The following is a 26390-nucleotide window of genomic DNA, read 5'->3' as shown; positions in this document are numbered from 1 at the left end:
CGCCGAGGTCGGGACCTTGCCGGACAGCGGTGCCGCCCGGCAAGCGCTAGTCGCGCCGGCTCAGGCCGCTTGCTCGGTCTCGTCCGCGATCCCGTTCAGCACGGAAAGCGCGTCGGCTGGCAGCTCCAGCTCCGCCGCCGCGATGTTTTGCCTGAGATGCGCAATGGACGAGGTGCCGGGGATGAGCAGGATGTTGGGCGCGCGACGCAGGAGCCAGGCGAGCGCCACCTGCATGGGCGTGGCGCCGAGTCTTTGCGCGACATCGGCCAGCGTGCTGGATTGCAGCGGCGTGAAGCCGCCGAGCGGGAAGAACGGCACATAGGCGATGCCGGCCGCGGCAAGCTCGTCGATCAGTGCGTCATCCTCGCGATGCGCGATGTTGTACTGGTTCTGCACGCAAACAATGTCGACGATGCCGCGCCCCTGTGCGATCTGGGTTGATGTGACGTTGCTCAAGCCGATATGGCGCACCAGACCCTGACGCTGCAGTTCGGCGAGCGTATTCAGTTGGGGTTCGAGCGAGCCTTCGGCCGGGCCGTGTATGCCGTGCATGGAGCGCAGGTTGACGACCTCCATCGTGTCCAGTCCCAGATTGCGGAGATTGTCGTGCACGGCCTGCGTCAGTTCCTGCGGCGACATTGCGGGGATCCACGATGCATCGGCGCCGCGCCGGGCACTGACCTTGGTGACGATGGTGAGGTTGGCGGGGTAGGGGTGCAGCGCCTCGCGGATGATCAGGTTGGTGACGTGCGGACCGTAGAAATCGCTGGTGTCGACATGGTCGATACCGCTCGCCACCGCCTCGCGCAGCACGGCGAGTGCACCGTCATGGTCTTTCGGCGGGCCGAACACGCCGGGTCCGGCCAATTGCATGGCGCCGTAGCCCATGCGCTTCACGATGCGGTCGGCAAGCTTGAATGTTCCGGCCTTGCTGATGTCAGTCATGGTCTCAATCTCCTGTGGATCGGCCAGATATAGACAATGCACGCTTGCGCGATAATATGGCGCAATCGGCACAGGCTGTGCGAAAAGGCGAACAATGGCGGATCTGGGCGACCTCCAGGCATTCATGGCGGTGGCGAGCGCCGGCGGCTTTCGCGAGGCGGCCAGGGTCAGCGGCGTCAGTGCCTCCAGCCTGAGCGAAACGGTGCGGCGGCTGGAGGCCGGGCTCGGCGTGCGGCTCCTCAACCGCACCACGCGCAGCGTCGCCCCGACTGAGGCCGGCGCGCGCCTGCTGGAGCGGTTGGGCCCCGCGCTCGGCGAGGTCGAGGCAGCACTCGATGTCGTCAACGGCTTTCGCGGCCGCCCGGCCGGCACGCTGCGGCTCAACGTGCCTGTCGTGGCGGCGAAACTGGTTCTGCCGCGCCTTCTGCCGCCCTTCCTTGCCGCCTATCCCGACATAAGACTGGAGGTGACCGCCGAGGACAGTTTCGTCGACATACTGGCGAGCGGCTGCGATGCCGGCATTCGCTATGACGAGCGGCTGGAGCAGGACATGATCGCCGTACCGATCGGCCCGCGCCGGCAGCGCTTCGCCACCGCTGCCGCAACGGTCTATCTCGACCGGCGTGGCCGGCCCGACCATCCGCGCGACCTCCTCGATCACGCATGCCTGCGCGGCCGCTTCGCCAGCGGCCTGACGCCGCCCTGGGAGTTCGAGCGCGACGGCGAGATAGTGAGCGTCGAGCCGACCGGGCCGCTGCTGGTCAGCACCGGCACCGCTATGGCGCTTGCGCTCGATGTGGCGGTCGCCGGCGGCGGCATCGTCTCGCTGTTCGAGGACTGGCTGCGCCCCTATTTCGACGATGGCCGGCTCGAACCGGTACTGGAGCCCTGGTGGCAGGAGTTTTCCGGCCCGTTCCTCTATTACCCGGGCCGCCGGCTCATCCCGGCGCCGCTGCGGGCATTCATCGACTTTGTCGGCGGGATGCGGTGGTAAGGCGCCCCGATGACGGTTTCATGGGACGCATGGCAGGACGCAACCCGCTGCGCATTTCTGGAATGTTCCAGGAACGAGCAGGGATCATCGCGGCGGGTCCAATGACACCTTGGCGCGCTTCGCCAGCTCGCGAATCCGCTCCGCGACCGCGCTGTCGACCGGATTGTAGACGGTCAGGCTCAGATCCGGGCGGCCGTCGACCGCGAATCCCGAATATTCCAGCTCGATGTCGCCGAGCACCGGGTGCTTCAGTCGCTTGGTTCCGTCGCCATGGCTGAGCACGTCATTCTCGCGCCACAGGGCGGCGAATTCGGGGCTGGCGCTGCACAGTTCGTCGACGAGTTCGCGTACCTCGGACACCGCGCCGGCACGCGCCGCGTCGGCGCGGAAGGTGCCCACCACGAAACGGGCGAGGTTTTCCCAGTCGTGCTGCTTTTCGCGGATGGCCGGGCTGCGGAACATGAAGCGCAAAATGTTGCGCTGGTCTGCGGGCAGGGCGCTGTAATCGGTCAGCACGACCTGGGCGGCGCGGTTCCAGGCAACGACATCCCAGGTAGCGGTCCTGACCAAGGCGGGGCTCGCTTCAAGCGTGTCGAGGAGGCGCTGCAGCCGGGGGCTGATGCCTTCCGCGCCGATATAGCGGACCTCGGGCGGGCGTCCGAGCCCGAGCATGAAAAGGTGCTCGCGCTCGGCCTCGGTCAGCATCAGCCCCTTGGCGATGCGGTTCAGCACATCGGCCGAAGGCGCGCCGCCACGACCCTGCTCCAGCCATGTGTACCAGGTCGGGCTGATGTTGGCGCGCTGGGCCACCTCCTCCCGGCGCAGCCCCGGCGTGCGCCGGCGCCCTGAAAATCCGAACGAGGCCGGATCGAGCCGGGTGCGCCGGTCTCTCAGAAACGCCGCGAGCGAACCGGCGGAATTGGTGGGCATCCTGTTAGCCATTATACCACGATAAGATCACTACTTTAATGGAATAATAGACCGGCGATACTGCGCAGGCAATCGTGCAGGAGAATCGCATGCGTATCTTTTTGACCGGCGCGACCGGTTTCATCGGCTCGGCGCTCGTGGCTGAGCTCATCAAGGCGGGCCATCAGGTGGTCGGCGTCACCCGCTCCGAAGCGGGGGCCGAAGCGCTGACGGCGGCGGGCGCCGAAGTGCATCGGGGAACGCTCGAGGATCCCGAGGGCCTGCGCGACGGCGCGGCAAAGGCGGAAGCGGTGATCCACACGGCGTTCGACCATGATTTTTCGCGGTTTGCCGAGAATTGCGAGAAGGATAGCCGGGTCATCGCGGCACTCGGCCAGGCATTGGCCGGATCCGACCGGCCGCTGGTGATCACTTCCGGCGTCGGCGTGGGCAGCCCCGGACATGGCGAGCTTGCCAGCGAGGACGTCTTCAACGCCAGCCATCCCAATCCGCGCATCGCCTCGGAGCTCGCCGGCAATGCCTTGCTGGAAGCCGGCGTCAACGTCTCGGTGGTGCGGCTGCCGCAGGTTCACAACCCGGTCAAGCAAGGGCTCATCACGCCGCTCATCGAAATCGTGCGCCAGAAAGGCGTTTCGGCCTATGTCGGCGAGGGCCGCAACCGCTATGCGGCGGGCCATCTCCTGGACGCGGCGCGCCTCTACCGGCTGGCGGTGGAAAAGCGGCAGCCCGGCGCGCGCTATAACGCGGTCGGCGAGGAAGGCGTCGAAGTGCGCGCGATCGCCGAGGTGATCGGGCGGGGCCTCAACGTACCGGTGGTTTCGATCGCTCCGGAACAGGCGGCGGAGCATTTCGGCTGGATGGCAATGTTCGCCCCGATGGATCTACCGGCCTCCAGCGCGCTCACCCAGGCGCGGCTCGGCTGGCATCCGACCGGCCCGACGCTGATCGCCGATCTCGGGGCCATGCGGTACGACGTATGATGCGCCGATAAAGCGTCGTCAGCCGACGGCGTAGCGCAAATGGACGAGCCCGTGGGCGAGGGCTTCGCAGCTTTTGAGCGACAGTTGCATCTTGCCCGCGAGGCCGGTTTCGCCGAATTCGACGAAACCCTGGTTCGCCGCCCGCCCATCAAGAGCGGGAGCGACGAGAAGGCTGAGCTCATCGACAAGGCCGGCCGCGAAGAAGGAGCCGTTGATGCCGGCGCCGCCCTCGAGCAGCAGCCGGCGAATGGCGAATTCGCGGTTGAGAACTTCGAGCATCCGGCCGAGATCCATGTCAGCCGTTTCCGCCACGATATAGGACACGCCGTCGGCAGCGAGCTCGGCCAGGTGGCTGTCGGCGACATCGTGCCCAAGCAGCACCACGACATGGTCGCCGCCAATGTCGGGTTTGGAAAAGTGGAGCTTGCCCGATGGATCGAGCGCCACCGCGTAGCTTCCCGTACCGGTTTGCGCGACATGATAGGGTCGGTCGACCTTGCCCGCATCGGCCGGCGGGTGCGCGCCGGCCTTGCTCATCTCGGCCATGGTGACGCGGCCGACGATCCAGCCGTCGCCCGCAAAATCATTATGGATATACTCGTAGAGGCTCGACCATTCGGCCCGGGTTCCGTCCGGGCTGGCCGTGTAGCGGCTCGGGTGGAGACTGCCGTCCAGCGACGCGATCATATGGCAGATGATGTGCGGTTTCATGCGGGTGTCTCCAGGGAATGGGCTCAGGCGCGGTTCAAACTAGGGCCAGCGCCGGAGAATGGAAGCTGGGCACCCGGCTCATCCAAATTCCGACCATTGCCGACTGGGCCTGTTATATCGATGTTGCACAAATGGTTGAGCCTGGGCTAGCATCCGTTTGCTGGTGCCGACGGGAGGCAGTTTTTGCAACGGCGATCAGCTGGAGCGGCATGCGTTAGCAAACGCAAGGAGGATGCTCCAACACTTTGAACCGACGCATGATCCTTCCTGAAACCGTCCCGGTTTCCGGGGCCGTGCGTTCTTGTGGAGGAGGATCCCATGAACAGACGTGAATTCCTGATGACGTCCGTGGCCGCGGGCGCGATGGTGCTTGCCGCGCCCTCGGTATTTGCGCAGGACAAGCTCACCATTCTCGGCTCGGTGCCCAGTCTCGGCTTTCCGTTCTTCGTGCACATGCTGAACGAGATCAAGGCGGAAGCCGCCACGCAAGGCGTCAACCTGACCGAGAGCGATGGCCAGAACTCGGCCACCAAGCAGACCGCCGACATCGAGGCGGCCCTGGTGCAGAAGGTCAACGCCATCGTGATCTCGCCGCTCGACGTCAACGCGCTGGCGCCGGCCATCGAGGAAGCGGTCAAGGCCGGCGTTCCCGTGGTGACGATCGACCGCCGCGTCGACGGCGTCGAGGGCATCCTCGCCCATGTCGGCGCCGACAACGTCAAGGGCGGCGAGGCGGAAGCGCAGGCCGTGGTGGCGGCGTTCCCCAACGGCGCGAAACTGTTCCACCTCCAGGGCCAACCCGGCGCCGGGCCGGCGATCGACCGCAACAAGGGCGTGCACAATGTGCTCGATCCCTTGAAGGACAAGTACCAGATCGTCTTCGAGCAGACCGCCAATTTCGCCCGCGCCGAGGCGCTGTCGGTGACGGAAGCCGGCCTTGCCGCCAACGGCAAGCCGGACGCGATCGTCTGTGCCAATGACGACATGGCGCTGGGCGCGCTCGAAGCCTGCGCGGCGCGCAACTTCACCGACGTCAAGATCTACGGCTTCGATGCGCTGCCGGAAGCGCTGGTCGCGGTCCGCGACGGCAAGCTCGCCGGCACGGTCGAACAGTTCCCGGGCCAGCAGTCGCGCACCGCCGTGCAGATCGCCGTCGCCTACGCCAGGGACAAGACGGAGCCGAAGGAGAAGCTGGTGCTGTTGACGCCGATCGTCATCGGCAAGGACAATCTCGACAAGGCCGAGAGGCTGAACGAGACGAAGTGAGCTCGCATGGAGAGGTCGGCGGGGCAGCACCCCCTCTGGCCTGCCGGCCATCTCCCCCGCAAGGGGGAGATGGGCAGTGTCGATGACCGCATTCTCATTGCGGCGTTGAAAATTGGCGAATGCGGAACAGACAGCCAATCTCCCCCCTTGCGGGGGAGATGTCCGGCAGGACAGAGGGGGGTGTTCACGCGCCGACGGGTCCGGAAACTGCATCGAGGGAAGCACCCATTCCATGGCTGAAGCCGCACCCGTCCTGCTCGCCGTCGAGGGCGTCACCAAGCGTTTCGCCGGCGTCACCGCGCTGAACGATGTCTCGCTCGACGTCAGGCCCGGCGAAATCCTCGGCCTGCTCGGCGAAAACGGCGCCGGCAAATCGACGCTGCTGAAAATCCTGTCGGGCGTCATGCCGCCGTCGGGCGGGCGCATCAGCTTCGACGGCGCCGACTACCGGCCGTCGAGCCCGCAGGATGCCAAGCGGCTCGGTATCGTCACCATCTACCAGGAGCTCAGCCTGATCCCGACGCTGACGGTGGCGGAGAACATCTTCATAGGCCGCGCCCCGACCGGTCCGCTCGGCCTCATCTCCTGGCGCAAGATGGAGCAGGACTCCCGCACCATCATCGCCCGCGTCGGCCTCACAATCGATCCAATGACGCCGGTCTCGGCGCTTTCGGTGGCCGAGCAGCAGCTTGTCGAGATTGCTCGGGCGCTGTCGCTGAAGAGCCGGCTGATCATCATGGACGAGCCGACATCAGCGCTGACCGAGACAGAGGTGCAGCGGCTGCTGTCGATCATGGACAGGCTGCGCAAGGACCATGTCGCCATCATGTTCGTCACCCATCGGCTGGAGGAGGCCGCCGCCATCTGCGACCGCATGACGGTGCTCCGGGACGGCAGGTTGGCCGGCAATCTCGACCGCGAACGCGGGCCGATCCGATTGCCGCGCATCATCGAGAAGATGGTCGGCCGCGCGGCGTCCGAGCTCTATGCGCGGCCGGCGCAGCGCACGGTGGCCGGCGACGTCGTGCTGTCGGTGCGCGGGTTGCGCACCGTGCGCGACCCCGAAGCGCCGCACGCCATCGTGCTCGACGGCGTCGATATCGACCTGAAGGCCGGCGAGATCCTGGGTGTCGCCGGCCTCGTCGGCTCGGGTCGCACGGAGCTGGCGCGCGCCATCTTCGGCGCCGACCGGATCGCGGGCGGCACGATCACGCTCGACGGCAGGCCCATCGCGCCGGCCTCGCCGGCGGATGCCATAGCGCTCGGCATCGGCCTTGTGCCTGAGGATCGCAAGCATCAGGCGATCTTCGCCGCGCTCGGCATCCTGCCGAATTTCTCCGTCGCCTCGCTCGGGCGGTTCAGCAATGGCTTCGGCTTCATGGCCGAGCGGCGCGAGCGCGATGCGCTGGCGGGGTTCCGGAAAATGCTATCGATCCGCATGGCGTCGGCCGAGCAGGCGATCGAGGGCCTGTCAGGCGGCAACCAGCAGAAGGTGATCCTGGCGCGCTGGCTGGCGCGCGACCCCAAGGTGCTGATCGTCGACGAGCCGACGCGCGGCGTTGATGTCGGCGCCAAGGCCGAGGTGCACCAGATCCTGGTGCAATTGGCAGCGCGGGGCATAGCGGTGATGATGATTTCGTCCGAGCTGCCCGAAGTGCTGGCTGTGTCGGACCGGATCGTGACCATGCGCAAGGGGCGCATCACCGGGCAGATGCCGGGCATCGAGGCAAGCGAGGAAAAACTGATGGAACTGATGGCGCTCGACCAGCCGGGAGCGGTTGAGGAGGAGGCACGATGAGCGTGGCCGAGGAGCAGAGCCGGCGTGGCGGCATCAGCATTGCGCGGCTCTTGATGAATTTCGGGCCGCTGCTGTTCCTGGCGGCGCTGGTGGTCGTCTTCACCGTGCTGAAGCCGAGCTTCATCGATCCGATCAATCTGTTCAACATCACCCGCCAGATATCGATCACCGGGTTGATCGCGCTCGGCATGACCTTCGTCATCCTTACCGCCGGCATCGATCTCTCGGTCGGCTCGCTGCTCGCCTTCTGCGGCATGGTGGCGGCCGTGGTCGCCAAGGGCGGTACTGCCAACACGCTGTCGCTGTCGACGTCGGGAACGCAGGGCTATGGCTGGTTCGCGGCGCTGCTCGCCGCCGTGGTGGTGGGGGCGGTGGCCGGCGGTGTTCAGGGCTTTGCCATCACCAGGCTGAAAGTGCCGCCCTTCGTCGTCACGCTTGGCGGGCTCACCGTGTTTCGCGGCCTGACGCTGACCATCTCCAATGGCGGCCCGATCTCGGGCTTCGACGGTTCTATGCGCTGGTTCGGCACCGGGCTGATCGGCCCCGTGCCGGTGCCGGCGATCATCTTCGCGGCGGCCGCCATCCTGTGCCACATCGTGCTGCGCTACACGCGCTATGGACGCGCCGTCTACGCCGTCGGCGGCAATGCCGAGGCCGCACGGCTGTCGGGCTTGCGCGTCGACCGCATCCTGGTCTCGGTCTATGTCATCGTCGGCTTCTTCGCCGGGCTCGCCGCCTTCGTGCTGTCGGCCAGGCTGAATTCGTCCGAAGCGGTGGCCGGCATCGGCTACGAGCTGACGGTCATTTCGGCCGTCGTCATCGGCGGTACCTCGCTGTTCGGCGGCATCGGCTCGGTGGGCGGCACCGTGGTGGGCGCCGCCCTGATCGGCGTGCTGCAGAACGGGCTCCAGTTCAACAACGTCTCGTCCTACACGCAAAGCATCGTCATCGGCCTAATCCTGATCCTGGCGGTGGCGTTCGATCGCTGGCTGAAGTCGCGGGTGAGGCGCTAATTCTTTCTCCCTTGTTGTCGGAGAAGGGGAAATCGCCGCTCTGGCAGGAGAGCTCGCCACCTTTCTTGCAAAACAACCCCCCTTTGCTAGAAGGATTTCGGGCGGGTGGCATTCTGAGAGAACCTCATGTTTGCCGATATCATCAGACCGATCAGCTTGAGTTTTTCGCTGCTGCGGCGGTTCTGGCCGCAGCTCGTCGTGCTGGTGCTGGCCGGTGTTCTGGCCGGCGATCTCTTGCTGCAACTGGCGGCCAAGGTGGCGCTCGCAAACCATTTCGCCGGGCTCGCCATGCTGACGCTAGTGGCGCTGGCGCAACTGGTGGTGACGGTGGCGATGTTCCATGTGCTGCGTCCCGGCTTGCCCCATGTGCTGGCCGCGCAGCGTGGCGCGGAAAAGGCCACGGTCGCCGAGGGGCAGGGAACCGCGGACCGGCGCGGTTCGCGGCTGGTGCGCATGATCACCATCGCGCTGTTACCCTTCTTCGCCTATTACGCGGCCTGGGGGTTCCTCGGCGACATCGTGCGGCAATATTCGCGCGAAACGCTCGACCGGGCCGGCTTCGGCCAGAGCGCCAATGTTCTGGACGTGCTGGATTCGCGCTGGCTGCTGGTCTCGGTGGCGGTGTCCTGGCTGGTGCGCCGGCTGGCCAAGTTCATGCAGGCGAAAACGGGCGCCGCCTCGTTCTGGCAGATCGTGGTGGTGATCTGCGAGACCAACTGGATCTTCGTCGGCCTCTACGTCATCAGCCGCTGGAAGGACAGCGCGCTGCAATGGCTGATGAGCCGCAATTTCTGGTCGGTTCTGCAGGCGTCGGCCGACGGGCTGGCGAGCCCGGTGCCGGCGGCGACGGCCGCGCCGATGGTGCCGGTCGAGATCACCTCGATCGCGCCCTCGACGATCGCCGTCAACCTGTTCTTCTACATGCTCTTGCCGCTGATCTGGCTGGTGATGGCGGCGCTGATCTATGGCTATGATGTGCGCGACGATACGGCACTGATGCGCGTGCACGGCCGGCTGGAACGCGTCGGCAAGCGCTATGCCGGCCTGCCGAAATTCCTGCGCGATTTCGTCGAGCATTTCGTCGCCGGCTACCGCTCGCGCTATCTGCCGATCGCCAATGGCGTGCGGCTGACGGTGAGTTCCAGCCTCGTATTGCTGTGTACGCTGATCGTCGGCTATCGCCTGCTCGACTGGGGCGCGGCCTGGCTGTGGCTCGGCGCGACGCGGCTGATCGGCCCGCACGAGCTCGACGTCTGGCAGATCCTGTCGCATGGCGTGACGCTGTTGTTCGGCAGCCCGTTCCAGGATTCCTCCACCGGCATCCTGGTCGAGCCGCTGCGCATCTGCTTCCTCGCCGCGGTGCTGGAGACGGCGTTCTCGCTTTCGAAGGGGGGCGGTCGTTCCCGGTAGCGACGGGAATGACCGTAGCGTATCCTTGTCGCGCCTTGCCATGTACGTGTGATGGGGCGAAAGTGCGATCTTTCCTGGTCTCGTAAACAGACCGCCTGTTTGTACTCGCAAGATCGAAGAGAATGCCATGACTTACTTCTTCCGCCGTCGAAGTGAGGCAATGACCTTCGGCCTGCCTGTTGTCTGCTGCGCGCTGGCGTTAATACTGCAATCGAACATAGAGCCGATCGAAGATTACCGGACGGCGATTGTGGTGATCGTTGCCGGCATATCGATCGTTCTTACCTTGGCAACCGTCTTTGCCGTGTTGCGACATGCGGAGGCGATAGCCCGACGTGTCGGACAGCCGTACGGCACCCTAGTTCTTACCTTGGCTGTAACGACCATCGAAGTGTCGATTATCGTTTCGATGATGCGGCATGGCGCCAACAATCCGACCTTGGCGCGAGAGTCCGTGTTCTCCACGGTCATGATCGTTTGCACCGGCATTGTGGGCATGTGCCTGACACTTGGCGGGTGGCGGCACCGCCACCAGGACGTCCGAAGGCAAGGGACAAGTTCCTTTCTCTCGGTGCTGACCGCGATCACGGTGCTGACGATGGTGCTGCCGAACTACACGCTTGCCACCAGCCCCGGGACATTTTCTCCCACGCAACTGGCCTTCGTCGCACTGCTGTCGCTCTTGCTCTACGGCAGTTTCGTTTTCGCCCAGAGCTACAGCCAGAAAGAGGACTTCCTGGAGGTGCAGGTCCGTGAAAGCGCTCCGGAAAGCCATTCTCCGCAGGTTCACGGCGTGCCAACCCATTTCGTCTTTTTGCTTCTGGGACTGGTCGGGATCGTTCTGCTGACGGAACGGGTCGCGGCTGGCGTTGAAGATGGCCTTACCTACCTGCAGATCCCGCAATCGGATGCGATCGTCGGCGCGATGATTGCGTTTGTCGTGCTGCTCCCCGAGGCGATCTCCGCCATCAAGGCATCGTGGGGGAATGAGCTCCAGCGCGCATTGAACGTCGCTTTGGGCTCGGCGTGCGCGACCATCGGACTGACGATCCCGGCAGTGGCGGCGGCCAGCCTCATCACCGGAAAGTCGCTCAACCTCGGTCTCGGTCCGAGCGACGTGATTTTGCTGGTTCTGGCCCTTGCGGTGAGTGTCGTAAGTTTCAGTACCGGACGCACGACGGTTCTCACCGGACTTGCTCACCTCGTCGTCTTCGTTGCCTACGTCCTGTTGATCGCCGTGCCGTGACTCCGGACTGCCGGCGCTGTCGCTACTTCGGCGGCCGTTGAAACCGCAGGTACCACGGCCGCCCGCTTCCCAGCCCAATGGCGGGACGGATAGTCTTGATGGCATCCTCGGGCACGATGAAGGTGTCGCCGATGGTGATGACGTCGCCTGTCTTGGCGCCGGAGAAGATCGCCGAGGTGCAGTTCATCACGCCGTCCGGCCGTCTGACGCCCGAAATCACGTCGGGGAGCCAGCGGCGGCCGGCGGCATCGGTCAGCATCAGCTTGCACCCCGGCCATTGCTTCTGCAAGTCGGGATCGCCGACGGTCACGGAGAAGGTGGCGATGACGGCGAAGGCCTGATCGGGCAAGCGGCCGGCCTTGCCGCCGCGCAGGTCCGCCAGTTTCCAGTCGCTGCCGCCGAAGTGCGCGGACTGGCCAAACTCGACATCCCTGGCGATGAGGTCTTCGCCGCCCAGCCATTCGCGCAGGCTGTCATGGCTGGTTTCTGCCAGCGCCAGCGGCAGCAGGATGACAAGCGCCGCCAGGCTGCGCCTGCGCCATTTTTTCTCGGCCTGCCGCTCGGCGGCCGGCCCCATGTCGGTCGCGACGGCGCTCATGGCTTGCCCTGCGGTGTCTGGCCCGGAGAAGTCTGGCCCGGTGGTGCATCCAGATCGTATTGCGGCAGGATGCCGGCCGGTTGTCCATCGGCGCCGGCAGACAACCCGTCGAAGCTGATGCGGGCCTGCGCGTCGAGCGCGCCAAATTGGCGTTCCGAGACCAGCAGCCTGGCGCCGCCGATCTGGTCGGGCGGTACTTCGAAGACGAACAGGCCGCGTTTTTGCAAGCCGGGATCGACGCCGTGCGGCGGCATGTCCTGGCGATAGCCCAGCCGCTCCGTCTGGCGGTAGCGCAGACCGGTCGGACCTTGCCAGATGCCGTCCGCGACCGTGATGGAGGCGTCGGTCGCGGTGAGGCTGGTCGTCACCACCGCCCACACGCCGCTCGTCGTCAAAAGCTTTTGCTGCCCGAACTGGTTGGTCTTCAGCGCGCGGGCAAAGACAACCTCGTCAAGCCGCACGTCGAAGCTGCGTGCCCGCACCGTGTCGTGCATGGCGCCGTCGACCGGGATGGGCGCGGTGAGGTCGGCATAATGCGGCTTGGAAAGCTGCATACCGTAGCTCAGCGCCACGGTGGCGGCGAGAATCGCGAGATTGCCGAGGACCCGCATCCTCATGAGCCGGCTCCCGGCGTGTCCGTTGCCGGCATATCGGCGAGCGGCAAGGTCACGGTGCCGAGACGGTAGGGATTGTACCAGCCGGGCGTGCCGTAGAGATTGTCGCGCGGCTTGAAGATCTCCGCGGTGACGCCGAAGGCGAGCGTCGGCGGCACGGCGGCGTCGCCGGCCAGCGGCCAGACATAGGCCAGGCGCTCGGTCATGCCGGGGTGCAGTTCCGGCGCCAGGGTCGAATCGCGTATCAGGGCGATCATCGGCATCGAGTCCGGCAGGGTGATTCCCTCCGGCTTGAAGACAGCGAAGTAGGCCTTGTTGGATTCGGCCGTGCGGTTGGTCATGTCGGCCTCCAGCACCAGTGCCTTCTGGCCCGGTTTCAGCGGCACGCCATGGATGTCGGCATGGCTGACATAGGCACGCACCGGTTTGATGCGCCAGCGGCCGGCATCGATGGCGGCATCGGACGGCAGTTGCGGCGGAGGGTGAGCGGGCAGGGCGCCAAAGGCGCCCATGAGGCCGGCCGCCAACAGCGCGGCGATGGTTCCCGCGCCTGCCGTCATCCAGGCCTGGACTCTTGAACGGGCAGTCTTGAACATTCCCTGATATGCACGTCGAACGATCAGCCACCCGCAGGCAATCTAGGAAGAAAACGCGCGGATGGGAACCCGCAAATGGCGGCATTGCCCAGCTCTTCTCGTGGCTGCGTCTCTCTCGTGGCGCAGTGTGGTCGCCGACGGCTTGGCGAGCCCGCCTATGCCGCCTCCAAGGCCCAAATGCGGTGGCCGTAGCGGCGGAAGAAGCGCGCCAGCAGGCGTTGTTGCCTGGCCCTGGCGAGGTCCGCCAGGCGCCGTTCCTGGCGCCAGCGCGGCATGTTGCGCCAGAAGGCGATGAAGCGGGCGGCGTCCTCGATGGCTTCCTGTGCCGATAGCGCCGGGCCGATCGCCGCCAGGAAAAGTGCTTCCGATTGTTTCAGCGCGTCGACGACCGCCTTGCGCCTGAAATGGCCGAGGCGCGCCTGGCGGATGCCGTGTTCGCGGATTCTCACGAAAGCCTCGATGAGAGCGTGACTGTCGCCGCCATAGCCGCAGGCGTGAGCGAAATCGGCGGCAAGGGCGTCCATCGTCTCTCCCGGGGTGCTGCACGCGCGCCGACTCGGCTTTGCAAGCTATATAGAAGCATAACTCAAAAATTAGCGAAAGAGAAACTTTTGCGGAGCCCTGAAAGATGCGACTCGACTCTCGTTTCAAAACGCAGGAATATGTGAACAAACAAGGAACAAAAGAGGCGAGCCGCGATGGCATTGACGGGCAGGGGATCAGTGATTGCGGATGTCGTTTCGATATCGGTCGAATGCGCCGATTGCGGCCGCAACAGGTGGTGGAAGCCCGATCAGCTGCGGCGCTTCGGCGTGACTGGCAATACCCCGCTGGCAGCGCTTTCGGGCCGGCTGGTCTGCTCGGCCTGCCGCGCCGACGGGCTGCCGGGCACGGCGATCCAGATCCGGGCAGCGTTTATCGACGAGCGCCAGCGCGTGCGCAGCGAGGCGCTGATGCTGAGCGAGCGCGAGATGCCGCTGGAGGGATCGGGGCGGGCGTGAGGGTGGCATCGACGCTGGGTTTTGCCTGCTCTCCTTGTGGGAGGAAGAATTGCCCCGTCGCCCTCAATAGCCCAGCAATTCCTTCAACGGAATGACCCGCCAGACCTGCTTGATGGCGTAGCGGTTGAAGGTCAACGTCTTCGGCGGATTGTACTGTTCGACCACCAGTTCGGCGGCGGTGCGCTTGACCAATTTCTTGATGAAGGCCTTGCCGTTGCGTTCGTTCTCTTCCGGGAAGGTTTCGATCACCACGTGATCGCCCGGGACGGCATCGCGGCCGCCGCAATAGATCAGGTCTCCGGGCTCGTAACGGGGTACCATGGAATCCGAGAGCACATGCAGCGCGAACACCTTGGCCAGGTTGCGGATGCCGGGTGGGCGCTGGACGTAGCCGGCGGGCTCGCCGTTGAAGGTGAAATCGCCGTCGTCGCCGCCAACGGCGGCGCCCAGCACCTGGATGTCCATCGGCCCGGCGGGGGGCGGCCCGGCGTCGGTGACGATCTCGGCGTCGTTGACCGGTCCGGCATCGTCGAGGAAAACCACCTCGCCCTTGCCGAGCGCGACCGGGTCGACACGCAGAAAGGCGGCAGTCTTCAGGAGGTTTTCCGTCTTGGGCAGGTTGCGACCGGTTTCCCAATTGCCGACGGCGGCGACGTCGGTGTCGTTGTGCTCGGCGATGTGGCGCATGACCAGGCCGCGCTGCTTGCGCGCCTGGCGGATTGCCGCCCCGACCTTGATCGACAGTTGCGTTTTCACCATGGCGCCCATGTGACCAACAAGCGCTGCTTTCGTCCATGAAAGAATGGCTTGCATAAGTTTTTGAGTTATGCTTATATCCGTTCATGCAAAAGCTCAACCCCTTCCGAGTCGAAAGCGCCCTCAGGCCAGCTTCACGCGAGCCGGCCAGCGCTCATTCCCTTTCGCCCCGGCTGTCCTCCTCCCCGGCCAGGGCGAAGCGTGAGGCTGATTGCCCCGATGCATCAGCCGCACGTCCGGTCCGCCCGTCACCGGCGGCCGGAACGGCCGGAGCCGCCGCTCCCCGCGGCTCCGGCCCCCAATTCAGCGCGGTGCGGATCCGCTCCCTGATCCGCACCGAGGACGGCACCGTGATCCTGCTCGACAGGCTGACGGGCAGGGCGGTTTTCGCACCCGACCGGGTGACGGCAGAGGCGCGGCTGGCGCGCCTCGCCGCGCTGGGCGGCCGGCCGGGCTGAGGCCGCCAATCCAACGGCCGACAGGCCGGATCCAACCCAACAATGCCCACCGCCTGCGGCGGGCCGACACCGATACTCGCCGGCGGCGTCGCGCGCTGCCGCGGCCGCGCAATGGACGGAGACCAGATATGGCACTTTACGGCGACAAGGAATTGCAGGCGATCGCCGGCTGGCTGACGGACGGACTTTCCGCCTCGCGCATCGCGGCTCGGTTCAGCGCGTCGCGAGGCAGCCCGGTGTCGCGCGACGCCATCATTGGCATCGTTCACCGCAACGCCATGCTGAGTTCTATCGGCTTTGCCAACAGCAAGCGGATCGCGGCAGCCGAGAGGGCGAATGACAAAGCCGCGGACCGCGCCGCCAAGGCCGGACACAAGCGCGTGCCGAAGGGTGAAGGTGCGGAACGCCTCGCAGCGCGCGAGGCCGGCGTGCTGATCGCGGACGGGCAAGCCTACCGCCTCGAGGTACCGGTGCCGCACCGAAGCCCGATCGGCCGCCAGCCGCATGGCGTGGCAATGCGCTTCGTCGACTGCCTGTTCGGCCGCTGCCGCGCTCCGCTCGACCTGGCGCTGGAGCAAAATCCGGAAAACGACGCGCCCGGCGGCCGGCCGGGCGTCCACATGCTGTGCTGCGGCATGCGCACAAGGGCGATGAAAAGCTACTGCACCTATCACCAGGCGCGCTTCCGCCGGCGTGTCTGCGAGGCGGGGTGAGCTTCCTCCCGTTCTGGAGAGAAGCTAACGGCAGGCGGGCGGCGCCGGGTGCAGGATTGGGAACGGCATGAATTCGGGAGGGAGATTGAGTCAGATGCAAGGTATCGAAACGGTGGCGCCGCCCCTCATTGCCCTGCCGGGCATTTCTCCCCGTAAAACGGGGAGAAAGAGACTAGCTGCAACGCTGGCTTTTCTTCTGCAATGGTGGCGATCTGGCGGGAACGGCGGCCACGCAACGCCTTTATTTTGGCAGATCGTGGCCCTGCTTTGGCATTCGCACGCTCATTGCATCAGGCATCGCTGGCCGGCCGTCGTCGCCGGCCAATATACGGGTAACCCGGGCGAAGCCGGTGAACGCTTTCATCGCGTCGGCGTGCGAAATCTGCGCCGCGATGGCTGCGCTGCACGCGTTGAGCGCACTGCGGTAGACATGACCACGCCGTTCAATCGGCCAGCGCTGCAGGAAGTCGGCTGCCTCAGCGACGCCGTCGATCACCTCGACATGCCCGTCCAGGCATACTTTGAGCGGAGATCCTGTTTTCATGGTACCCACGGCGGTTACCTTGGCGTTGCGCGCGGCTCGGAAGCCAGCCCCTATCAACGTGCAAGGCGGCGGCGCGGTTGCATCACGTTTTCAGCCACCTCACGGGCCCGCGGCGGCGTCGAGCCATTCATGGGCGCGGCTACGCGGCTTAGCCACCAGCAGCCCCTGCTGCCCGGCCGCCTTGGTGAAAGCCTCGAAGGCGACGCGCTGGCGGCAGCTGCCGTCGATGGCGAGCCTGACCAGCCTTGCCGCATCCAGATAGGCGGTGGCCGTCTTGTCAGGCCATTGCCGGCGAAGCGCGGTCGCCGCCTGGGCGATAGAGCCCACCAGCATGGTCTTGTTGTCGCAGAAGCGCAAGGTCACCGGCATGAAGGCGGTCATGGGCATACCTCCTGTTGGTTTGGTGCGGCACAACGCCCAGCCTCGCCGCTGGTTCCGGCGCACGCAGCCAATTTCGCCAGGGATCGCTGCCGCGCCAGCCAGCACCTCAATCCACTCCCCACAAGGACGCAGCCATGAGCAAGAAAGCCGCCAGATCAGCCAAACCGCAGACGCCGAAGCTGCCGAAGGGCGAGGCCGAGCAGGTGCGCATCCGCCGCGAGGTCGGCCATGATTTCGCGTTGCGGGACGATGAGTTCGGCCGCAAGCGGCTCGCAACCGGCACGTCGGAGGCGCGGCGCGTCTATGAGGTGTCCAATGACGGCCATACCTCCACCGGTGGTATCGTGCGGGTGCGCAGCATCGATCCGCTGCTGGGCATCACCTCGCTGTCGCGCCAGCAGCGCGAAGCCGGTCTGCGCTACCGCGAGGATTTCCGCGCCAGCCAGCAGGCTGATATTAAGCCGATGCGCTGGAGCGAACGCGTCGACGGCGACAGGACAAGCGGCGGCATCACCGACAGCGTGCTCAATGCCGGACGGTCGCACGCCGCCGCGACCCGCGCGCTCGGCCATTGGGAGGTGGTCGACGTGGTCCGGAAGATCGTGTGCCTGGAGCAGTCGGTCAGAGGCGTGGCGGGAGAGATGAGCGAGGGCAGGGACGTGGCGGCAAAGCTGTTGAGAATCGGGCTCGATCTGCTGGCGATGCACTACGGGATGATGATGCGAAAATAGTAGCCGGATGACAGGCGTAGCGCGCACGGCAGTGGCGCCATTCCTGGGCATGGGCTGGGCACGACAATCCGGCCGGCGCGATGCCGGCCGGATTGTTGTCAGGTCAACGCCTGCAGACGCGGACTCTCTCGATGACCCGATGGTGATGACGCCAGTGTTTGATCACCTCGGTGTGGCAGCGACGATGACCGTAATAACGCGGACGGTAGCTCTCGTCATACATGCTGTAGCGGCGATAGTAGCCGTCATCGTCGGAATAATCGCGATAGTGGTGACGATATCTGGGAACATAATAATCGTCGTCATAGCCGTTGCCGATGCCAAGGGTGATGCTGGCGGCATTTGCCGGGGCGATCACGGCGACCGCCGAAGCGACGGCAATCACGGATGCGAGCAAGAGTTTCTTCATGGCAACCTCCTCTTTAAGGCTCATCTAATAAACGCTGCCCTCGCGGCCCTGTTCCCATAAAGCCGGTAAACCAATGTTTCGTGCCCGCGCGCGCTGTGAGGGGGCGGCGCCTTGGCAGCGCGCCTTTGAAGAAGGGACGCTAACCCCTTCTAAAACAGCGCTTTCTCCAGCGGCTTCTCCAGCGTCTCGGCGAAAGCGGTCGCCAGATGGTGGCGGTCGCGGAAGGCGATCTTGCCGCCGATGAAGACATGGCAGGTGGTCTGGTTGCAGAACTGGTCGGTCATATCGACATAGCGGGCGTTCGGAATGCTGCGCACGACGTCGCGCTCCACCGCGGCCATGGCGTCGTTGGCGGCATAGGCGCGCGTCTGATCACAGAGCGAGGGCGTGTCGCGGCGCCACAGCGCACGCGCCACGCAGGTGTCGACCTGCTCGTCGTTGAAGGGCACGTCGCGGATGAAGGCGACTTTCAGCCCGGCCTTGCTGAACGTCTCCAGTGTCGAACGCAGGCCAGCCTTCCACTCCGCGTCCTGACTGTCGGGCTCATCCTTGCCGGCGGCCATCTTGCGCGAACTGGTCAGGGCGATTTCCGAGATCACCACCAGGGCCGGCCTCAGCGCCAGGATCTCCTTGATCGACTGCTCGCGCCACTGGTCGCATTCGGCGTAGTCGCGCTTCAGCTTGCTCGACCATGTCGACAGCCGGGACGCCCGGCACGAGGATTTGAGCCAGGTAACCACCCGGTAATCGCGCTTTTCGGCCGCCTCGATCAGCGGCGTCGACCAGTGGTCGGCATGTGAATCGCCGAACAGCGCGATCGTGCCTTTCGCATCCTTGGCGCCAAACACGCAGGGCTTCGGAGTGACGGTCTCGTAGTCGAGCACGCAGCCGCCCCTGGCACGCGCGGTGGACGGACGCGCCGCACTTTGGGCGATGACGCGCTGCTCCGGATCGAGTTCGTGAACGGCAAACTTGGCATTGGCGTAGGCCGCGACCACGCCGGCGCCGGTCAGCAGCGCCGCGGGCACGAGCGCGCGGGCGGCGCTTGCCATCAGCCAGCCGTTGCGGCGCACGGGGTTTTCGATGACGTGATAGGTGAAGATGGAGAGCATCAGCGTCAGTGCCAGGCAGGCAAACCTGTCCAGCCCGGAAAGCTCCGCGGTGACCATTCCCGCATAGACGATGACCGGCCAGTGCCAGAGATAGAGCGAATAGGAGAGCCTGCCAATCGATTGCATGGGCGGCAGCGACAGGACAGCCGTGGGGCCGCCGGCCAGCTTGCCACCCGCTTGGCGCTCGCCTGCCCCGCTGACCAGCAGCAGCACCGTGCCGACGACCGGCAGCAGCGCCAGCAGGCCGGGGAAGGGCAGCGCCTCGTCCAGCAGCAGATAGGCGGGCACGATCAGCGCCAGGCCGAGCCAGCCTTGCGCGGCGCGCAGCCGCGGGTGGTACTGGAGGAAATTCGCCGGCACCATCGTAGCAAGCCCGCCGGCGGCGAACTCCCAGGCCCTCAGCGGCGAGAAATAGAAAGCCCAGGGCGGCGAAACGCTGGTCAGCCAGGCGCAGGCCACGAACGAAACCAGGCCGGTGACGCCGATGACCACGATAGCCGCGCGCCGTCCCGGCCGCAGCCATGCGGCGAGAACAAGCAGCGCCGGCCATGCGAGGTAGAACTGCTCCTCCACCGACAGCGACCAGAAATGGATGAACGGGTTGTTGGCGGCATCGGAGGCGAAATAGTCGAACGACCAGCGGATCAGCCACAGATTGATCATATAGGCCGAGGCAAACATCGCGCCCTTCGAATAGAGCGCCTGTTCCTCCGGCGACAGGATGAAGGCGCCGGCCAGCAGCGTGGCGAGGATGACGAACAGCGAGGCCGGCAGCAACCGCCGGGCGCGGCGGGCATAGAAGCGCCACAGGTTCAGCCGGCCGCTCTCGCCGATCTCCTGCAAAAGGTGTCTTGTGATGAGATAACCGGAGATAACGAAGAAGATGTCGACGCCGGCAAAACCGCCGGGCAGGGCGGCGAGGCCGAAATGATAGGCGACGACGCCTGCTACCGCCAGTGCGCGCATTCCCTCGATATCGGGTCGGAACGATGCTGCCACGACAAATCCTTCGTGCAAGCCCAACCCGCGACCATTGTTAGTCGGGGCGGATCGTATCGCAATGCAACAAATCTTTCGCAACGCAACATGGCAGGAAAAAGGACAGCGGCAGAAACGGAGATGACGGTGACGCGAGGCATGGATGACGCCTGCCGCCGGACGCCTCACATCTTATGTTTCCGGTAAATGGTGCCCGCCCTATTTACGACTAACATGTTAGCGTGATAGCACTGCCTGCGAACTGCTCTTTTGGAGACTCGCTGGTGACATCGCGCTTTGGTCTTTCGGTTGCCCTGGCCACGCCTTTCGATGCGTCGGGGCAGATCCTCATTCCCCCGATGGTGGCCCTGGCGCGGAGTTGCCTGGCGCAAGGCTGCGGCAGTGTGACGCTCTTCGGCACCACCGGGGAGGGCGCTTCGGTCGGCACCGAGGAGCGGCGGGCTGTCACCGAGGCGATGCTGGCGGCCGGCATCGCGCCGGATCAGCTTGTCGCAGGCGTGCTGGTCGATGCGGCCGAGGATGCAGCCGAGCAGGCTCGGCATGCCTTGCAGCGCGGCGCCCGCAACATCCTCCTTGCCCCTCCCAGCTATTTCAAGAATATCGGCGACGATGGGCTTTTCGGCTGGTTTTCCGCTGTCTTTGCCGCTCTCGGTCCGCTGGCCCGCGGCGTGCTGCTCTACAACATTCCCTCGGTCACCACGGTGCAGCTTTCGCTGGGGCTGATCGGCCGGCTGCGCCAGGCGTTTCCGGACGTGGTCGCCGGCGTCAAGGATTCCGGCGGCGACTGGACCTATAGCGAGGCGCTGCTCGGCGCCCATGGCGATCTGGTGATCCTGATCGGTGACGAGCGGCATCTGGCGCGGGCGGTCAGGATCGGTGGCCAGGGCGCGATTTCGGGCATGGCCAATTTCGCCGCCGGCGAGGTCCTCGCCATGGCGCAGACGGGGCAGGACGATGCGCGGGTCGAGCGTCTCGTGCTCGAGCTGCTCAAGCACCCGGTCATTCCTGCGGTCAAGGTGATGGTGGCGCGCAAAACCGGCGACGAGCGCTGGCTGGCGGTGCGGCCGCCGCTCGAGCCGATCGCGGCGCCGGGGCGCCAGCAGCTTGGCGCTGCCTACGACACTCTTTTCGCGGCCGCGGCGGCCTGACGGGAAGGGAAGCGCTGAAATGGCCAATGGCGGCGACCAGACAAATCTGCGGGAGCAGGCCTATGCCAGCTTCACGCGGCATTTGCTGGCACGCGACCTCAAGCCGGGCCAGTTCGTGTCGCAGCGCGAACTCGTCGCCTTCACCGGCCTGCCGCTCGGCGCCATCCGCGAGATCGTGCCGCGCCTGGAAGCCGAGGGGCTGCTGACGACGATCCCGCAGCGCGGCATGCAGATTGCGCATATCGACATCAGCCTGATCCGCGAGGCCTTCCAGTTCCGCCTGTTCATGGAGCGCGAGGCGGTGGCGCTGTTCACCGTCAGCGCCTCCGACGACGAACTCGCGCGCTTGCGCCGCGAGCATGAGGACATGCTGGCGCAGGCGCTGGCGCAGACCCCGACGCCGGAGATGGAGGCCAGGGCTCAGACCATCGACTGGGCCATGCACGATACTTTCATCGATGCGCTCGGCAACGAGATCATTGCCAAGGCCTATCTGGTCAATTCGGTGAAGATCCGCCTGATCCACCAGGAACGGTTCCGCATCGACGGGCGCGTGGTGCCGGTGATGCGCGAGCATCTGAGCGTGATCGAAGCCCTCGAAAGCCGCAATCCACAAAAGGCGGTCGAGGCGATCAGCCAGCATATCGACAATGCGCGCCGGCTGGCGCTCCATATCTGAGGAAGCAGGCCGCGCCGTGCCTGTCGCGGCGCAATCGACAACGACAGCAACCGGGAGGAAGAAATGCCGTCCAATCCATTCAACCCAACCAGAAGACAGCTCCTTGCGGGCGCCGCCATGCTCGCCGGCGCCGGCCTTGCCGGTATCCGCCCGAGCCTTGCCGCCGGCGTCGACTGGAAGCGCTTCGCGGGCACGACGCTCGACGTCAATCTGGTGAAAAGCCCGCGCAGCGACACGCTGATCAAATATCTCGCCGAGTTCGAGGATCTGACGGGCATCAAGGTCAATGCCGAGGCGACGCCCGAGCAGCAGCAGCGCCAGAAGACGGTGATCGAGCTCAGCTCCGGCAAACCCAGCTTCGACGTCGTGCATCTGAGCTACCATGTGCAGAAGCGGCAGTTCGAGAAGGGCGGCTGGCTTGCCGACATATCGGGCTACCTTGCCGACCCGACGCTGACCGATCCGAGCCTGGTCGAAAAGGACTTTGCCGATGCCGGCATGCTGTTCGCCAAGGACGGCCAGGGCGTGCTGCGCTCGCTGCCGTTCTCGGTCGACTACTGGATAATCTACTGGAACAAGGAGCTGTTCGAGGCCAAGGGCCTCAAATACCCCGAAAGCTTCGATCAGCTCGTTGCGGCCGCGGAGGCGCTGACCGACCCGTCGACCAATACCTACGGTTTCGTCGCGCGCGGCCTCAAGAACGCCAACACGCCGGTCTGGACCTCGCTGATGCTCGGCTACGACATGACGCCGCTCGACGACAAGGGCAAGCTGCGCACCACCGCGCCCGAGGCGGTGGAGGCGGCCGCCCTCTACCAGCGGCTGATGACCAAATCCGCGCCGCCCGGCGTCACCGGATTCAACTGGGCCGAAGCGCAATCCGCCTTCCTGCAAGGCAAGATCGGCATGTGGTTCGACGGCGTCGGTTTCGCGCCGCCGATGGAAAATCCGGAGAAGTCGAGGGTGGTCGGCAAGGTCGGCTACGGCGTCATGCCCAAGGGCCCCAAGGCGCATGCCTCGGGTACGTTCGGCGACGGGCTCGGCGTGACAACGGCCAGCGAGAAGAAGGAAGCCGCCTATCTCTTCTGCCAATGGGCGGTGTCGGTCGGCATGGGCGCGCGGCTGCTGCAGGCAGGTGCCGGCGTGCCGTTCCGCAAATCGGTGCTGGAAGACCCCAAGGTGCGCGAAGGCGTGACCATGCCGGCGAGTTGGCTCGATGCCGTGGTCGGCTCCGGCAATGTCAGCCGGCTGGCGCTGCCGGTCATCATCCCGGTCACCGAATTCCGCGACATCTACGGCGTGGCGCTCAGCAACCTGCTCGCCGGGGCCGACCCGGCGGAGGAACTGAAGAAGGCGACGGAACAGTTCCAGCCGGTCCTCGACAGGAGCGAGCAAGGCTGATGTCCGCAACTGCCCCAGAGCGCGCCGAGGCGACGACGAGTCGCGCCGGGGCGACGACGGATCGCGCCGGGGCGGCGACCGATCGTACCGGGGTGACGAAACAGGCAAGCGAGGGGGGCCGGCCCGTCAAGCTGGCTCCCAGCTACTGGCCCTTCGTCGTCCCCGCGCTGGTCGTCGTCGGCGCCGTCATCGTCTTTCCCTGGGCCTTCACGCTGTGGATGAGCGTCAACCGCTGGACGCTTGGCCAGTCGCGAAGCTTCGCGGGAATGGAGAACTATCTGCGACTGGTCGGCGATGGGCGGTTCTGGGAATCGCTCGCGCACACTTTGTCCTACACTTTCCTTTCGGTGGCCGCGCCAATGCTGCTCGGCACGGTCGCGGCGCTGATCTTCGATGCCCGGTTCCCGCTGCGCGGCGTGCTGCGCGGTATTTTCGTGATGCCGATGATGGCCACGCCCGTCGCCGTGGCGCTGGTCTGGACGATGATGTTCCATCCGCAACTCGGCGTGCTCAACTACCTTCTGTCGCTGGTCGGCATTCCGGCGCAGGAATGGATATTCAACGCCAGGACGGTCATCCCCTCGCTGGTCGCTGTCGAGACCTGGCAGTGGACGCCGCTGGTGATGCTGATCGTGCTGGGCGGGCTGGCCTCGGTGCCGCGCGAACCCTTCGAGAGCGCCGAGATCGACGGCGCCAATGCTTGGCAGCAGTTCCGGTACCTGACCTTGCCGATGATCGCGCCGTTCCTGATGATCGCGGTGATCATCCGCACGATCGACGCGCTGAAGAGCTTCGACATCATCTATGCGATGACCCAGGGTGGACCGGGCACGGCCTCCGAGACCATCAACATCTATCTCTACAACATCGCCTTCTCCTATTACGACGTCGGCTACGGCTCCGCCATGGCGGTGGTGTTCTTCGTTCTTATCGTAGCGCTGTCCTTCGTCCTGCTGATGCTGCGCCAGCGCAGCCGCTGGACCGACGCGGAGGGCAAATAGATGCGTTCGCGACTGCTCAACCGGATCGGCCTGTTCTTCGCCGCCCTGGTCTTCGTCTCGCCGGCGATCCTGTTCTTCCTCTGGATGATCTCGCTGTCCCTGAAATTCGAGATCGACAACGGCGCCTCGCCGCCGGTCTTCATCCCCGAGCACGTGGCCTGGTCGAACTATGCCAAGGTGTTCGAGGAGAACAATTTCCTGCTCTACTTCTGGAACTCGGTGCTGGTGACCGGCACGGCGACGCTCTTGGCGCTGCTGATCGGCGTGCCTGCCGGCTACGGCATAGCGCGGCTCAAGGCCGAACGGTCGGCGGTCGTCATCATGATCGCGCGTATGACGCCGGGGCTGTCCTACCTCATCCCGCTGTTCCTGCTGTTCCAGTGGGCCGGCATATTGGGCACGCTGTGGCCGCAGATCATCATCCATCTCGTGGTCACGGTGCCGATCGTGGTCTGGGTAATGATCGGCTATTTCGAAACCACGCCGATGGAGCTGGAGGAGGCCGCCAGCATGGACGGCGCCTCCTCATGGCAGGTGTTCCGGCTGGTCGCGTTGCCCATCGCCAGGCCAGGCATCGTGGTGGCCTTCATCCTGTCCATCATCTTCTCCTGGAACAATTTCGTCTTTGGCGTGGTGCTGGCCAGCCGCGAGACGCGGACCTTGCCGGTCGCGGTCTACAACATGCTCTCCTACGAGCAGGTGAGCTGGGGGCCGCTGGCCGCCGCCGCACTGGTGGTGACGCTGCCGGTGCTGGTGCTGACCATGTTCGCGCAAAGGCAGATCGTCGCCGGGCTGACCGCCGGCGCGGTCAAGGGCGGCTGAAGCCGACGACACTCTTTCCAGGTGAGGACATGAAATGGCAGCGGTGACCATCAACAATGTGCAGAAGGCATTCGGAGCGACCAGGATCATTCACGACGTCAGCGTCGACATCGCCGATGGCGAGTTCGTGATCCTGGTCGGACCTTCGGGCTGCGGAAAGTCGACGCTGCTGCGCATGATCGCGGGGCTGGAGACGATCTCGGCCGGCAGGATCGCCATCGGCGAGCGGGTCGTCAACGATCTCAGGGCGCGAGACCGCAACATCGCCATGGTGTTCCAGAACTACGCGCTCTACCCGCATATGACGGTGGCCGACAATATGGGTTTCGCGCTCAAGATCAAGAAAGCCGATCCGGCCGATACCGCCGGCCGCGTCAACAGGGCGGCGAGTATCCTCGGCCTGGAAAAGCTGCTCGACCGCTTCCCGCGCCAGCTTTCGGGCGGCCAGCGCCAGCGTGTCGCCATGGGGCGCGCCATCGTGCGCGACCCGCAAGTCTTCCTGTTCGACGAACCGCTCTCCAACCTGGACGCCAAGCTGCGCGTGCAGATGCGAGGCGAGATCAAGGCGCTGCACCAGCGGCTGGGCACCACCACCATCTATGTCACGCATGACCAGATCGAGGCCATGACCATGGCCGACAAGATCGTGGTGCTGCATGACGGCCTGGTCGAGCAGGTCGGCGCGCCGCTCGACCTCTACGACCAGCCGGCCAATCTCTTCGTCGCCGGCTTCATCGGTTCGCCCGCCATGAATTTCATTCGCGGCCGCATCGAGGAAGGCGTCTTCCGCAGCGCAGGCGGGCTGACCTTGCCGCTGCCGGCGCCGCTTCATCCGGCACAGGTCCCGGGTGGAGAGCTGGTCTACGGCATCCGCCCCGAACACATCCGCGCCAGCAGCCAAGGCATACCTGGCAGCGTCACGCTGCTGGAAGCCACCGGCTCGGAGATCTTCGCCAAGGTCGACTGCGGCGGCGAGGAGATAGACTGCCTTTTCCGCGAGCGGCTGGCGCTCAAGCAGGGCCAGCCGGTGCGCATCGAGGTCGACCGCGCCTGCGCGCATCTGTTCGACGCCGAAACCGGCCGGCGCGTCGGCGCATGACAACAGCCCCGCGGGACGGGGCTGTCTTCAGGGTG

Annotated in this window: 29 protein-coding genes; 17 read left to right on the top strand and 12 right to left on the bottom strand. The window is 65.5% G+C overall.

Annotation, left to right across the window (positions count from 1 at the left end; translation table 11 throughout):
• Nucleotides 1–60: 60 nt before the first annotated feature.
• Nucleotides 61–945: an aldo/keto reductase family oxidoreductase gene (locus FJ949_RS22135; RefSeq protein WP_140499144.1), complete on the bottom strand. Its 885-nt coding sequence runs from the start codon at nt 943–945 to the stop codon at nt 61–63.
• A 94-nt stretch (nt 946–1039) separates the two neighbouring features.
• Here FJ949_RS22135 and FJ949_RS22130 point away from each other — a divergent pair, with 94 nt between their 5' ends.
• Nucleotides 1040–1939 carry a LysR family transcriptional regulator gene (locus FJ949_RS22130; protein WP_140499142.1) on the top strand — a complete coding sequence of 300 codons (900 nt, stop codon included), beginning with the start codon at nt 1040–1042 and terminating at the stop codon, nt 1937–1939.
• A gap of 84 nt (nt 1940–2023) precedes the next feature.
• Here FJ949_RS22130 and FJ949_RS22125 read toward each other — a convergent pair whose 3' ends face one another.
• Entirely contained in the window at nt 2024–2869 is an 846-nt protein-coding gene (locus tag FJ949_RS22125) for a helix-turn-helix transcriptional regulator (protein ID WP_181172136.1), read from the bottom strand.
• A gap of 89 nt (nt 2870–2958) precedes the next feature.
• Here FJ949_RS22125 and FJ949_RS22120 point away from each other — a divergent pair, with 89 nt between their 5' ends.
• On the top strand, nt 2959–3849 hold the full coding sequence (locus FJ949_RS22120) for an SDR family oxidoreductase (protein WP_140499139.1): 891 nt from the start codon (nt 2959–2961) through the stop codon (nt 3847–3849).
• An 18-nt stretch (nt 3850–3867) separates the two neighbouring features.
• Here the strand turns inward: FJ949_RS22120 and FJ949_RS22115 are convergent, their stop codons facing one another.
• Nucleotides 3868–4560: a RibD family protein gene (locus FJ949_RS22115; protein ID WP_140499138.1), complete on the bottom strand. Its 693-nt coding sequence runs from the start codon at nt 4558–4560 to the stop codon at nt 3868–3870.
• Between the two features lie 318 nt (nt 4561–4878).
• Between FJ949_RS22115 and FJ949_RS22110 the strand changes: the two genes are divergently transcribed.
• The 5 genes from FJ949_RS22110 (at nt 4879) to FJ949_RS22090 (ending at nt 11293) form a co-directional block, all read left to right on the top strand.
• Nucleotides 4879–5826 (top strand): substrate-binding domain-containing protein, encoded by a 948-nt coding sequence (locus tag FJ949_RS22110; RefSeq protein WP_140499137.1) that lies wholly within the window; start codon nt 4879–4881, stop codon nt 5824–5826.
• Nucleotides 5827–6058: 232 nt separating this feature from the next.
• A complete protein-coding gene (locus FJ949_RS22105; RefSeq protein WP_140499135.1) occupies nt 6059–7624 on the top strand; it encodes a sugar ABC transporter ATP-binding protein in 1566 nt (521 codons plus the stop codon).
• A complete protein-coding gene (locus FJ949_RS22100; protein WP_140499133.1) occupies nt 7621–8637 on the top strand; it encodes an ABC transporter permease in 1017 nt (338 codons plus the stop codon). The genes FJ949_RS22105 and FJ949_RS22100 overlap by 4 nt, the downstream gene beginning before the upstream one ends.
• A gap of 126 nt (nt 8638–8763) precedes the next feature.
• On the top strand, nt 8764–10047 hold the full coding sequence (locus FJ949_RS22095) for a hypothetical protein (protein WP_140499131.1): 1284 nt from the start codon (nt 8764–8766) through the stop codon (nt 10045–10047).
• Nucleotides 10048–10174: 127 nt separating this feature from the next.
• Nucleotides 10175–11293 (top strand): ionic transporter, encoded by a 1119-nt coding sequence (locus FJ949_RS22090; RefSeq protein ID WP_140499130.1) that lies wholly within the window; start codon nt 10175–10177, stop codon nt 11291–11293.
• Nucleotides 11294–11315: 22 nt separating this feature from the next.
• Here FJ949_RS22090 and FJ949_RS22085 read toward each other — a convergent pair whose 3' ends face one another.
• From FJ949_RS22085 to FJ949_RS22070, 4 genes are all read right to left on the bottom strand, one after another.
• Nucleotides 11316–11891 carry a hypothetical protein gene (locus FJ949_RS22085; RefSeq protein ID WP_140499128.1) on the bottom strand — a complete coding sequence of 192 codons (576 nt, stop codon included), beginning with the start codon at nt 11889–11891 and terminating at the stop codon, nt 11316–11318.
• Complete coding sequence (locus FJ949_RS22080) at nt 11888–12508, bottom strand: hypothetical protein (protein WP_140499126.1); 621 nt, start codon at nt 12506–12508, stop codon at nt 11888–11890. The genes FJ949_RS22085 and FJ949_RS22080 overlap by 4 nt, the downstream gene beginning before the upstream one ends.
• Nucleotides 12505–13065: a hypothetical protein gene (locus FJ949_RS22075; protein WP_224519033.1), complete on the bottom strand. Its 561-nt coding sequence runs from the start codon at nt 13063–13065 to the stop codon at nt 12505–12507. The genes FJ949_RS22080 and FJ949_RS22075 overlap by 4 nt, the downstream gene beginning before the upstream one ends.
• A 191-nt stretch (nt 13066–13256) precedes the next feature.
• Nucleotides 13257–13625, bottom strand: coding sequence for a hypothetical protein (locus FJ949_RS22070; protein WP_140499122.1), 369 nt, complete (start codon nt 13623–13625; stop codon nt 13257–13259).
• Nucleotides 13626–13799: 174 nt separating this feature from the next.
• On the opposite strand from FJ949_RS22070, the gene FJ949_RS22065 reads away from it, so the two are divergent.
• The gene (locus tag FJ949_RS22065; RefSeq protein WP_140499120.1) at nt 13800–14102 is read left to right on the top strand and encodes a hypothetical protein; all 303 of its coding nucleotides are present in this window, start codon (nt 13800–13802) and stop codon (nt 14100–14102) included.
• 63 nt (nt 14103–14165) lie between these two features.
• Here FJ949_RS22065 and FJ949_RS22060 read toward each other — a convergent pair whose 3' ends face one another.
• Nucleotides 14166–14870 (bottom strand): helix-turn-helix transcriptional regulator, encoded by a 705-nt coding sequence (locus FJ949_RS22060; RefSeq protein ID WP_140499435.1) that lies wholly within the window; start codon nt 14868–14870, stop codon nt 14166–14168.
• Between the two features lie 299 nt (nt 14871–15169).
• Here FJ949_RS22060 and FJ949_RS30770 point away from each other — a divergent pair, with 299 nt between their 5' ends.
• Nucleotides 15170–15316 carry a hypothetical protein gene (locus FJ949_RS30770; protein WP_224618688.1) on the top strand — a complete coding sequence of 49 codons (147 nt, stop codon included), beginning with the start codon at nt 15170–15172 and terminating at the stop codon, nt 15314–15316.
• Nucleotides 15317–15444: 128 nt separating this feature from the next.
• On the top strand, nt 15445–16029 hold the full coding sequence (locus FJ949_RS22050; RefSeq protein WP_140499116.1) for a GcrA cell cycle regulator: 585 nt from the start codon (nt 15445–15447) through the stop codon (nt 16027–16029).
• A 241-nt stretch (nt 16030–16270) separates the two neighbouring features.
• Here FJ949_RS22050 and FJ949_RS22045 read toward each other — a convergent pair whose 3' ends face one another.
• Both FJ949_RS22045 and FJ949_RS22040 read right to left on the bottom strand, forming a co-directional pair.
• A complete protein-coding gene (locus tag FJ949_RS22045) occupies nt 16271–16573 on the bottom strand; it encodes a DUF982 domain-containing protein (RefSeq protein WP_181165274.1) in 303 nt (100 codons plus the stop codon).
• A 99-nt stretch (nt 16574–16672) separates the two neighbouring features.
• A complete protein-coding gene (locus FJ949_RS22040; RefSeq protein ID WP_140499114.1) occupies nt 16673–16954 on the bottom strand; it encodes a DUF982 domain-containing protein in 282 nt (93 codons plus the stop codon).
• A gap of 134 nt (nt 16955–17088) precedes the next feature.
• Here FJ949_RS22040 and FJ949_RS22035 point away from each other — a divergent pair, with 134 nt between their 5' ends.
• The gene (locus FJ949_RS22035; RefSeq protein WP_140499112.1) at nt 17089–17685 is read left to right on the top strand and encodes a DUF6456 domain-containing protein; all 597 of its coding nucleotides are present in this window, start codon (nt 17089–17091) and stop codon (nt 17683–17685) included.
• Between the two features lie 103 nt (nt 17686–17788).
• Here FJ949_RS22035 and FJ949_RS22030 read toward each other — a convergent pair whose 3' ends face one another.
• The gene (locus FJ949_RS22030) at nt 17789–18094 is read right to left on the bottom strand and encodes a hypothetical protein (RefSeq protein ID WP_140499110.1); all 306 of its coding nucleotides are present in this window, start codon (nt 18092–18094) and stop codon (nt 17789–17791) included.
• 149 nt (nt 18095–18243) lie between these two features.
• Nucleotides 18244–20205: an acyltransferase family protein gene (locus FJ949_RS22025; protein ID WP_140499108.1), complete on the bottom strand. Its 1962-nt coding sequence runs from the start codon at nt 20203–20205 to the stop codon at nt 18244–18246.
• 263 nt (nt 20206–20468) lie between these two features.
• Here FJ949_RS22025 and FJ949_RS22020 point away from each other — a divergent pair, with 263 nt between their 5' ends.
• The 6 genes from FJ949_RS22020 to ugpC all read left to right on the top strand — a co-directional run bounded on the left by FJ949_RS22020 (nt 20469) and on the right by ugpC (nt 26355).
• The gene (locus tag FJ949_RS22020) at nt 20469–21353 is read left to right on the top strand and encodes a dihydrodipicolinate synthase family protein (RefSeq protein ID WP_140499106.1); all 885 of its coding nucleotides are present in this window, start codon (nt 20469–20471) and stop codon (nt 21351–21353) included.
• 19 nt (nt 21354–21372) lie between these two features.
• On the top strand, nt 21373–22032 hold the full coding sequence (locus FJ949_RS22015; protein ID WP_140499104.1) for a GntR family transcriptional regulator: 660 nt from the start codon (nt 21373–21375) through the stop codon (nt 22030–22032).
• Between the two features lie 63 nt (nt 22033–22095).
• Entirely contained in the window at nt 22096–23433 is a 1338-nt protein-coding gene (locus tag FJ949_RS22010; RefSeq protein ID WP_140499102.1) for a sugar ABC transporter substrate-binding protein, read from the top strand.
• Nucleotides 23433–24434, top strand: a complete 1002-nt coding sequence (locus FJ949_RS22005; RefSeq protein WP_224646786.1) for a sugar ABC transporter permease — start codon at nt 23433–23435, stop codon at nt 24432–24434. Before FJ949_RS22010 ends, FJ949_RS22005 begins: the two co-directional genes overlap by 1 nt.
• Entirely contained in the window at nt 24435–25256 is an 822-nt protein-coding gene (locus FJ949_RS22000; RefSeq protein ID WP_140499101.1) for a carbohydrate ABC transporter permease, read from the top strand.
• 34 nt (nt 25257–25290) lie between these two features.
• On the top strand, nt 25291–26355 hold the full coding sequence (gene ugpC, locus FJ949_RS21995; RefSeq protein WP_140499099.1) for a sn-glycerol-3-phosphate ABC transporter ATP-binding protein UgpC: 1065 nt from the start codon (nt 25291–25293) through the stop codon (nt 26353–26355).
• The last annotated feature ends 35 nt before the right edge of the window (nt 26356–26390 follow it).

The sequence above is a fragment of the Mesorhizobium sp. B2-4-1 genome (genome assembly GCF_006442185.1).
Lineage (GTDB): Bacteria > Pseudomonadota > Alphaproteobacteria > Rhizobiales > Rhizobiaceae > Mesorhizobium.
The sequence above is the reverse complement of the archived record's forward strand: the minus strand, read 5'-3'. Positions and strand labels throughout refer to the sequence as shown.

Coding starts and splice junctions, on each gene's coding strand:
- FJ949_RS22135 (WP_140499144.1), bottom strand. CDS start 945: ATGACTGACATCAGCAAGGCCGGAACATTCAAGCTTGCCGACCGCATC.
- FJ949_RS22130 (WP_140499142.1), top strand. CDS start 1,040: ATGGCGGATCTGGGCGACCTCCAGGCATTCATGGCGGTGGCGAGCGCC.
- FJ949_RS22125 (WP_181172136.1), bottom strand. CDS start 2,869: ATGCCCACCAATTCCGCCGGTTCGCTCGCGGCGTTTCTGAGAGACCGG.
- FJ949_RS22120 (WP_140499139.1), top strand. CDS start 2,959: ATGCGTATCTTTTTGACCGGCGCGACCGGTTTCATCGGCTCGGCGCTC.
- FJ949_RS22115 (WP_140499138.1), bottom strand. CDS start 4,560: ATGAAACCGCACATCATCTGCCATATGATCGCGTCGCTGGACGGCAGT.
- FJ949_RS22110 (WP_140499137.1), top strand. CDS start 4,879: ATGAACAGACGTGAATTCCTGATGACGTCCGTGGCCGCGGGCGCGATG.
- FJ949_RS22105 (WP_140499135.1), top strand. CDS start 6,059: ATGGCTGAAGCCGCACCCGTCCTGCTCGCCGTCGAGGGCGTCACCAAG.
- FJ949_RS22100 (WP_140499133.1), top strand. CDS start 7,621: ATGAGCGTGGCCGAGGAGCAGAGCCGGCGTGGCGGCATCAGCATTGCG.
- FJ949_RS22095 (WP_140499131.1), top strand. CDS start 8,764: ATGTTTGCCGATATCATCAGACCGATCAGCTTGAGTTTTTCGCTGCTG.
- FJ949_RS22090 (WP_140499130.1), top strand. CDS start 10,175: ATGACTTACTTCTTCCGCCGTCGAAGTGAGGCAATGACCTTCGGCCTG.
- FJ949_RS22085 (WP_140499128.1), bottom strand. CDS start 11,891: ATGAGCGCCGTCGCGACCGACATGGGGCCGGCCGCCGAGCGGCAGGCC.
- FJ949_RS22080 (WP_140499126.1), bottom strand. CDS start 12,508: ATGAGGATGCGGGTCCTCGGCAATCTCGCGATTCTCGCCGCCACCGTG.
- FJ949_RS22075 (WP_224519033.1), bottom strand. CDS start 13,065: ATGACGGCAGGCGCGGGAACCATCGCCGCGCTGTTGGCGGCCGGCCTC.
- FJ949_RS22070 (WP_140499122.1), bottom strand. CDS start 13,625: ATGGACGCCCTTGCCGCCGATTTCGCTCACGCCTGCGGCTATGGCGGC.
- FJ949_RS22065 (WP_140499120.1), top strand. CDS start 13,800: ATGGCATTGACGGGCAGGGGATCAGTGATTGCGGATGTCGTTTCGATA.
- FJ949_RS22060 (WP_140499435.1), bottom strand. CDS start 14,870: ATGGGCGCCATGGTGAAAACGCAACTGTCGATCAAGGTCGGGGCGGCA.
- FJ949_RS22050 (WP_140499116.1), top strand. CDS start 15,445: ATGGCACTTTACGGCGACAAGGAATTGCAGGCGATCGCCGGCTGGCTG.
- FJ949_RS22045 (WP_181165274.1), bottom strand. CDS start 16,573: ATGAAAACAGGATCTCCGCTCAAAGTATGCCTGGACGGGCATGTCGAG.
- FJ949_RS22040 (WP_140499114.1), bottom strand. CDS start 16,954: ATGACCGCCTTCATGCCGGTGACCTTGCGCTTCTGCGACAACAAGACC.
- FJ949_RS22035 (WP_140499112.1), top strand. CDS start 17,089: ATGAGCAAGAAAGCCGCCAGATCAGCCAAACCGCAGACGCCGAAGCTG.
- FJ949_RS22030 (WP_140499110.1), bottom strand. CDS start 18,094: ATGAAGAAACTCTTGCTCGCATCCGTGATTGCCGTCGCTTCGGCGGTC.
- FJ949_RS22015 (WP_140499104.1), top strand. CDS start 21,373: ATGGCCAATGGCGGCGACCAGACAAATCTGCGGGAGCAGGCCTATGCC.
- FJ949_RS22010 (WP_140499102.1), top strand. CDS start 22,096: ATGCCGTCCAATCCATTCAACCCAACCAGAAGACAGCTCCTTGCGGGC.
- FJ949_RS22005 (WP_224646786.1), top strand. CDS start 23,433: ATGTCCGCAACTGCCCCAGAGCGCGCCGAGGCGACGACGAGTCGCGCC.
- FJ949_RS22000 (WP_140499101.1), top strand. CDS start 24,435: ATGCGTTCGCGACTGCTCAACCGGATCGGCCTGTTCTTCGCCGCCCTG.
- ugpC (WP_140499099.1), top strand. CDS start 25,291: ATGGCAGCGGTGACCATCAACAATGTGCAGAAGGCATTCGGAGCGACC.